This window comes from Leifsonia sp. TF02-11 (genome assembly GCF_017565305.1).
Taxonomy (GTDB): Bacteria; Actinomycetota; Actinomycetes; order Actinomycetales; family Microbacteriaceae; genus Leifsonia.
On sequence record NZ_JAGEKP010000021.1, the window covers coordinates 41337 to 47660 of the forward strand.

Genomic DNA, 6324 nt, shown 5'->3' on the forward strand with positions numbered 1-6324 from the left:
CTGCTCGTGCATAAATCCGGAGCTAGCGAGACGGCCGATTCGGCGGACTCTGCGAACACGCCCGCGAGCCTGCCGTTAATCCCGGGATTAACGGGACAAACTGAGCGCATGGCAGGCCGAAACGCGGGCAAGAAGCGCAACTACTTCGTCCGAGGTAACAAGGACGCATGGAGAGCGGACCTTCTGCTCTCGCCCTTCATCGAAGAAGCCATCGACAGTGCCGCCGCCGAGTCAGGGAACTTCTCGCCGGCGCTCTACCTCGAGCTGTTCATCCGCGAGTACGTCGCGGAGCACGGCCACTTGCCTGCCGTCCCGGTCGCACTGATGGAGTCATCGGAGGTGTCCTCGACGGCAGCAGCTTAACGAGAAAGGGCCGCCTTCCGGCGGCCCGTCCCAGGTTTTCACTCTGGAGCTCAAGTCCCTCACTCGCCAAAGTTTTGGCTTGAGCTTCTTCCCAAATAAATCCGGATCGGCCCGGAGGCTTTTCCGTACCCTCTGAGAGGAGTTGGCAGCATCGTAACCCAGATTTCGGGTTCTTGCACGTGCGCGCGCGATCTGCGTGTCGGCGTGTCGGCCACACAGCGCTCCGTCGTGGGTCTCGTCGACGTCGAGCTTCAGCTGTCCCTCTCCCCCGTTTCTTCCCCGTCACGGCCTGCCACGACGTCGTGCGCGGCCGCTGACGGGTCACATCCTGCACGCCCGGTCGACATGATCGACGGCGCGTGCGCGCAGCTCCTCACGGTGAGGAGGACGGTCACCTGATCTAGCGCGCAGAGACCGCGGCCGGCGCATTGGCGCCCGCCCTCACCCGTACCGGTCGGACCTGCATCGAGGGGTCCGGCACATCGCATCGAAGGAACGCCGAGTCACAGTCGGCGATTTTGGTGCGCCCGAAAACAGAGCCGAGCACATACCGGCAGCTTTGCTGCGCCCATTTTCAGGCCGTGGAGGTCATCAGAAGCCATGAGAACACCCGTCGCCCCCGTGCGCGGCCGCCGTAGCGCGGTCGATGCCGGCGACCGCTCATGGCTGCCCACCCCCGGCGAGGTCGCCGAAGCCCTTCACGCTCAAGAGGCCCGCGACACCCTTCAGCCGCCGTCCCTGAAGGAAGCGCCCGCTCCGCGCAGCTGGGCGATCCACGTCCCGGCCGAGGAATGGGCCAAGATCCCCGCCTGGTGGTCCGGTGGCCATTGGTTCGACACGCTCATGGACTGGACGCTCACCCCTGAGCGGGAGAAGGCGCGGCAGCGCTGGCACGTCGCTGACGCGACCCTGCTGGCGATCGCGCACGTGCTCCGCTACGCCGCTGAGCCCGCCACCGGCCGTCACGTCACGCTGTCCTACGCCACGATCCGCGCCCGCGTCCTGGCCAACACCGAGGCCGCCGAGGGCCGCACGATCCGGCTGAAAGCCGACGAGAGCGTTCGCCTAGCCATCCGCACTCTCGAGGCCGGCGGATTCGTCCACGTCCACGCCACCGGCCGAAATCTGCTCTCCCGCGAGGAGAAGGCCGAAGCGTTCGAGACGCACGGTGGCCACCAGGAGCAGGCTGCGAACGTCATGGCGCTGACGATCCCCGCCCTGCAGGCTGTGGATAACTCGGCATCTCTAGATCCCGTTTTGGGCCTAACCGCTTCCAACCCATCAAAACCTTCTTCTTCGGTAGATCTAGAACAACAATCCCCAAGGGGAATGGAGCGCGCTCCGCGCGCCAGGCTCAATAGGAACAAGGTTTTCGCTGACAATCTGTCAACTCCCGTCCCCGAGAAGGGACGATCCCTCGACAGACTGCGCCTCATTGCACATTTGGACCGCCACTACGGCGGCGTACTCGCCGGTCCTCGACTCGGAAGGTCCGGAAAGCTCCTCACCCGCCACATCGGCCAGCTTGATCACGCCCTCACCGCCGCCGGCGTCGACCTCGACACCTGGACCTGGTGGCAGATCGCCGACCTCGTCGACGCCCGCCACTCCAGCGACAAGACCACAGCAGCGCAGCGCATCGCCGCAGCCGCCGACCCGCTGCGCTACTTCATCTGGATGGTCAAACAGGTGATCACCCCCGGCGAACAGCCCCGCACCATCATCCGCACCACCCCCGTCGACCACGACACCCTCTCCCCCGTCCAAATTGAGGAATCCCGGCGGCCGGCGCCACTCCCACCGGCCGAGCGCGAGCAGGTCGACGCCACGATCCGCGAGATCCACCGCCAGGCCGCCGAGGACCTCCAGGCCCAGCGCGCGCAACGGGCGCTCGATCGCAGGCGGATCACCGACGTCCTGCTCGGCGAAGGCACCCACCCAGCCGACTTCCCCACCGTCGTCCGCAAGCTTCACAGCGAAGTCCAACAGGTACACGACCTCCTCACCAACCGCGGCTGGCACCTCGATCACCACGAACTCGACCGCGGCACCGTCCTCTGGATCGACCCCCGCAGCTCTGTAGACCTTGACGAGAACGAAGACGTCAACGCCATCAGTACAATCCGCTTCACTCCCCCAGCCAGTGCTGACGATCGCGAGACGTATGTGCTCAACGCCGCCGGGCGAGAGCACACCGACCGTCGCATCAACGTCGGGGCGCTGATACGCGCCGCCGTCTCGATGTAGGCATGCGCTCCGCTTGACAAGCAAGCAAAGCAACAAAAGGAAGTGTTGAAAGCCAAGCAATAAACACAATACAAGAAAGACTTGTGTTTATTGTGTTCGTTCCCTTATCGTCGAATCGGCGAGTCGCACTGACAAGAAAAGCAAGAAAGACAAGACTTGAAAGGCAAGTGTTTCGGATGAGGAGACTGATGGGACCCCGTGTTCTAAGGCGGAAGCTGCTCGAGCTGTCGAAGCGCTCCCGAGTATTCATGTTCGGCAACCACAAAGGGGGAGTGGGCAAGACCACGGTTGTCCTGCAGCTCGCGGCTGCGCTCGCACGGATGGGCTTCCGGATCCTGGTGATCGACATGGATCCGCAGGCCAACCTGACTCGGCGCATGGGCCTGGAGTACGACGAGAACGATCCCTTCTCTACCGTGTCAGAGGCGGTCAAAGAGAACAGGGAAGGCGTTGGGGCCGGAGTCGTCTTGGGCGTCAACTGGAACGACGAACGCACGGGCCTGCCGACCTCCGAAGCGGAATTGATCGACATCATTCCAGCGCGATTTGACCTCATCAACCGTGAGCAGGAAGCCGGTGCTGTTGGTGCGGTACGCCGACTGAAGAAGGCTCTGACCGGGTGGACGAGCCACTACGACTTCATCCTCATCGACACTCGGCCGGACCTTGGCCACCTGGTGCAGCTGGCCATGGCGGCGGCCGACGAGGTGGTTCTGGTGTTCGAACCCGACTATGACACTGTGGCCGGCGCAATCCGAATGCAGGAGTTCGTCGAGGAGCACGGGGAGGACCTGGGCAACCCGAAGCTTCGTGTCGGCATGGCGTTCGTCAACCGATATGACCGGAGCTCCGAGCAGGACTACCAACTTGCCGGATTGCCTGAATCGCTGAAGTCCAAGCTGGTTGAGCTGGACTCAGGCGGTGCGGTTGTCGGTCTGGATGACGGGGGAGAGGACTACCGGATCCCCAAGTACATTCCCCGTATCGCACGCATCAAAGAAGCCGACGGGGCAGGTGTTTCCGTTAGCGAGTATCGCAACCGCAAGGGCCGTGAGACGACCGCGATATTCGACCGGTTGGCGGAGAAATTTGTCGAGCGAGTCATTCGAGAGGCGGAAGCCGCATGAGCCCCCAGCGACGCAGACCGGGTGATGTTCAATTCCCCACCCTTCCTCCGGCGGTGGAACCGATCAACACGGGCGCGGAAGTCATGGACGAGGTGCCGACCGCGGCCCCTGTTGCACAACCGACCGCCGTCCCGCAGGCGCCTGATGCCGGGTCGGTGACGTCGGGGGACGCAACGGATGGTTCGGGGCCTGCAGCAGGGGAGCAGGCGACTCCGCGGTCTAGGAAGACCACCAGTCGTGCTCCTAAGCTCCCAGAACCAGGTGCGGACGAAGACGCGAACGCCAAGGTGCCGACGACGCTGCAGCTCAGGGCGTGGATCCGACAGCGGGCGCAGACTGCGGTCTTGCGAACGGCGGGCATGGAAGGCGGGTACACCTCGATGCAGGCTTTCGTCGAGGGAGCCATGCTGCGAGAGCTGGACCGGTTGCAGCGTGAGTTCAATAACGGCGAGCCATACCCGCCCAATCAGCAGGGCTTCCGTACCGGGCGGCCACTCGGAAGCTAACCGGAAGCGGGCCTTCGACGTCTAGCGGATGTCTCGGGGGTCCGCTTCCGGCCGCGCCCGGACGAATCGGGCCGCGTGTCGGATCGTTCCCCCCACAACAGCCGTATCCGCGGAGATCTCGACGGTGAGCGGCGCGATGAGGGTTAGGCCGTGTTGATAAACCCGGTGTTGAGCCAGTGGAGGGTGGCGGCGAGGCAGAGGGCGGCGTGGTAGTTGCGGGCGGTCTTGTCGGAGCGCATCGCGATGCCGCGCCATTGCTTGAGCTGGTTGAAGCAGCGTTCGACGACGTTGCGGCCGCGGTAGCGGGTCTTCTGCTCGTCGCTGAAGTCGATCGGACGTCCCGGCTTCTTGCGGCGGTGGGCGATCTGGTCGTCTCGCTCGGGGATCGTGGTCGCGATCCCGTGCTGGCGCAACCATGCGCGGTTCTTCTTCGACGGGTAGCCCTTGTCAGCGAGCACCCGATCCGGTCTCTGACGGGGCCGCCCGACGGTGGGCACCCGGATCTCGGCCAGGGTGGTCGGGAGCATGATCGTGTCGGCCACCTGACCGCCGGTGAGCACGAACGCCAGGACCCGGCCTCGGCCATCGCAGACCAGATGGGACTTGGTGGTCAGGCCACCACGGGAGCGGCCGATCGCGTGATCAGGCGGCTCAGCGGCGAACTTCGTGTAGTTCGACGGGGCCCTTTTTTGGGCGCGGCAGGGTGGCGCCGTGCTGGTGCACGCGCACGATCGTGGAATCGATCGAGGCCACCCAGTCCAACTCGCCCGAGGCGTGCGCCATCGCCTGCACCCGCTCGAGGACCTTCGCCCACACGCCCTCCTTGGCCCACCGGTCGAAATTCTTATAGACCGTGTTCCACTTCCCGAACCGCTCCGGCAGGTCACGCCACGGCGCCCCGGTCCGATACCGCCAGGCGGTGGCCTCCACGATCTGGCGCCGGTCGACCGGGGGCCGGCCAGTGGCAGCAGCCTTCGGCAACAGCGGCCCGACTACCGCCCACATCTCATCCGAAATCACATCACGCGACACGTCATCAAGCTTCGCGGAACGACCACCGAGAAGCGTTTATCAACACGCCCTAGGCTCAGCACGCCGTTGTTGTATGAGGCCGTGATGTTCGCCGAGTCGACGCCCTCACCGATGCTGAACTGCCGCAGGTAGGTTCCTGAGGGGCGCTCCTGCACGAGCCATTTTGCGCCATCGGCGCGCGCGGCCGTCCGCTGGGCACGGATGGTGAGGAGCTGACCGTCCACGTCGATGTCCACTGACCCCGGGTCCACTCCGGGCAAGTCGGCCGACAGGATGTAGCGGTCGCCGTCGCGGTAGAGGTCCACGGGCATCACGCGGGGGCCCGGGCGCGATTGAAGTAACCCGGCTGCCAGCCGGTCGAGCTCACTGAACGGATCGAATGTCATTGCCATGGAGAATCAGTGTCCCTTCTCCCGTATATTCATCAGACGAGCGTGGCTTGAACATACTGCGCCCGGCCTGATAGTGCTACCCCATCTTCGGAAACTCCTGGATGCGAGGGGGTCAGCACCGCGTCGGCGACGGCGCGGGCGAGTCGCTTGCCGATGAGGTGGTTGGTAGACCGGACCCGACGGACTGTGACGCCCCGCATCCGCTCGACGATGCGCAGCACCGCTTCCGACCGAAACTCGTCGAGGTTGCCCATGATCACGTCGACAGGCGCCTTCACGTGAGCAAGGTCTCGAAGACGCAGCTCGCTTCGGCCATGTTCGAGCGGATCGAGTGCTTCTACAACCCGCGCCGCCGACACTCCGCCCTCGACTACCTCAGCCCCGCCGACTACGAAGCCCTTCACACCACCGCCGAAATCGCGGCATGATCAAAACACAACAACCGTCCGGGAAACCGGGTCAGGCTCCATCTGCCTGGGTGGCCTCGATTTCGCCCGTCGTTAATGCTTCAATTTCGACCGTCGCCGACAGCTTTCTCTAGGGCGTGTGGATCAAGTCTGATTTGATCCAGATCAGTGTGGCGGCGAGGGTGATCGCGGCGTTGTAGTGGCGGGCGGTCTTGTCGGAGCGCATCGCGATGCCGCGCCATTGCTTGAG

At 64.4% G+C, this 6324-nt stretch carries 7 protein-coding genes and 1 pseudogene; 5 read left to right on the plus strand and 3 right to left on the minus strand.

The window, feature by feature from the left end; all coding sequences use genetic code 11:
• Window positions 1-108: 108 nt before the first annotated feature.
• The 4 genes from JNB50_RS20275 (at window position 109) to JNB50_RS25925 (ending at window position 4243) form a co-directional block, all read left to right on the plus strand.
• The gene (locus tag JNB50_RS20275; RefSeq protein WP_208041962.1) at window positions 109-363 is read left to right on the plus strand and encodes a hypothetical protein; all 255 of its coding nucleotides are present in this window, start codon (window positions 109-111) and stop codon (window positions 361-363) included.
• 600 nt (window positions 364-963) lie between these two features.
• A complete protein-coding gene (locus JNB50_RS20280; RefSeq protein WP_208041963.1) occupies window positions 964-2610 on the plus strand; it encodes a hypothetical protein in 1647 nt (548 codons plus the stop codon).
• Window positions 2611-2858: 248 nt separating this feature from the next.
• A complete protein-coding gene (locus tag JNB50_RS20285; protein ID WP_243768756.1) occupies window positions 2859-3737 on the plus strand; it encodes a ParA family protein in 879 nt (292 codons plus the stop codon).
• Window positions 3738-3820: 83 nt separating this feature from the next.
• Window positions 3821-4243, plus strand: a complete 423-nt coding sequence (locus tag JNB50_RS25925; RefSeq protein WP_374222277.1) for a hypothetical protein — start codon at window positions 3821-3823, stop codon at window positions 4241-4243.
• Window positions 4244-4386: 143 nt separating this feature from the next.
• Here JNB50_RS25925 and JNB50_RS20290 read toward each other — a convergent pair.
• The 3 genes and pseudogenes from JNB50_RS20290 to JNB50_RS20300 all read right to left on the minus strand — a co-directional run bounded on the left by JNB50_RS20290 (window position 4387) and on the right by JNB50_RS20300 (window position 5945).
• Window positions 4387-5248, minus strand: a pseudogene (locus tag JNB50_RS20290) (IS5 family transposase).
• Window positions 5249-5259: 11 nt separating this feature from the next.
• Window positions 5260-5667, minus strand: coding sequence for an Hsp20/alpha crystallin family protein (locus tag JNB50_RS20295; RefSeq protein ID WP_208041965.1), 408 nt, complete (start codon window positions 5665-5667; stop codon window positions 5260-5262).
• Window positions 5668-5699: 32 nt separating this feature from the next.
• On the minus strand, window positions 5700-5945 hold the full coding sequence (locus tag JNB50_RS20300) for a hypothetical protein (protein WP_208041966.1): 246 nt from the start codon (window positions 5943-5945) through the stop codon (window positions 5700-5702).
• Here JNB50_RS20300 and JNB50_RS20305 point away from each other — a divergent pair, their 5' ends adjacent.
• Window positions 5946-6095: an IS3 family transposase gene (locus tag JNB50_RS20305; protein WP_208041967.1), complete on the plus strand. Its 150-nt coding sequence runs from the start codon at window positions 5946-5948 to the stop codon at window positions 6093-6095. It begins immediately after the preceding gene.
• The last annotated feature ends 229 nt before the right edge of the window (window positions 6096-6324 follow it).

Bases quoted from the DNA above. Each gene is read 5' to 3' on its own strand.
- JNB50_RS20275 (WP_208041962.1), top strand. From the start codon at position 109: ATGGCAGGCCGAAACGCGGGCAAGAAGCGCAACTACTTCGTCCGAGGT.
- JNB50_RS20280 (WP_208041963.1), top strand. From the start codon at position 964: ATGAGAACACCCGTCGCCCCCGTGCGCGGCCGCCGTAGCGCGGTCGAT.
- JNB50_RS20285 (WP_243768756.1), top strand. From the start codon at position 2,859: ATGTTCGGCAACCACAAAGGGGGAGTGGGCAAGACCACGGTTGTCCTG.
- JNB50_RS25925 (WP_374222277.1), top strand. From the start codon at position 3,821: ATGGACGAGGTGCCGACCGCGGCCCCTGTTGCACAACCGACCGCCGTC.
- JNB50_RS20295 (WP_208041965.1), bottom strand. From the start codon at position 5,667: ATGGCAATGACATTCGATCCGTTCAGTGAGCTCGACCGGCTGGCAGCC.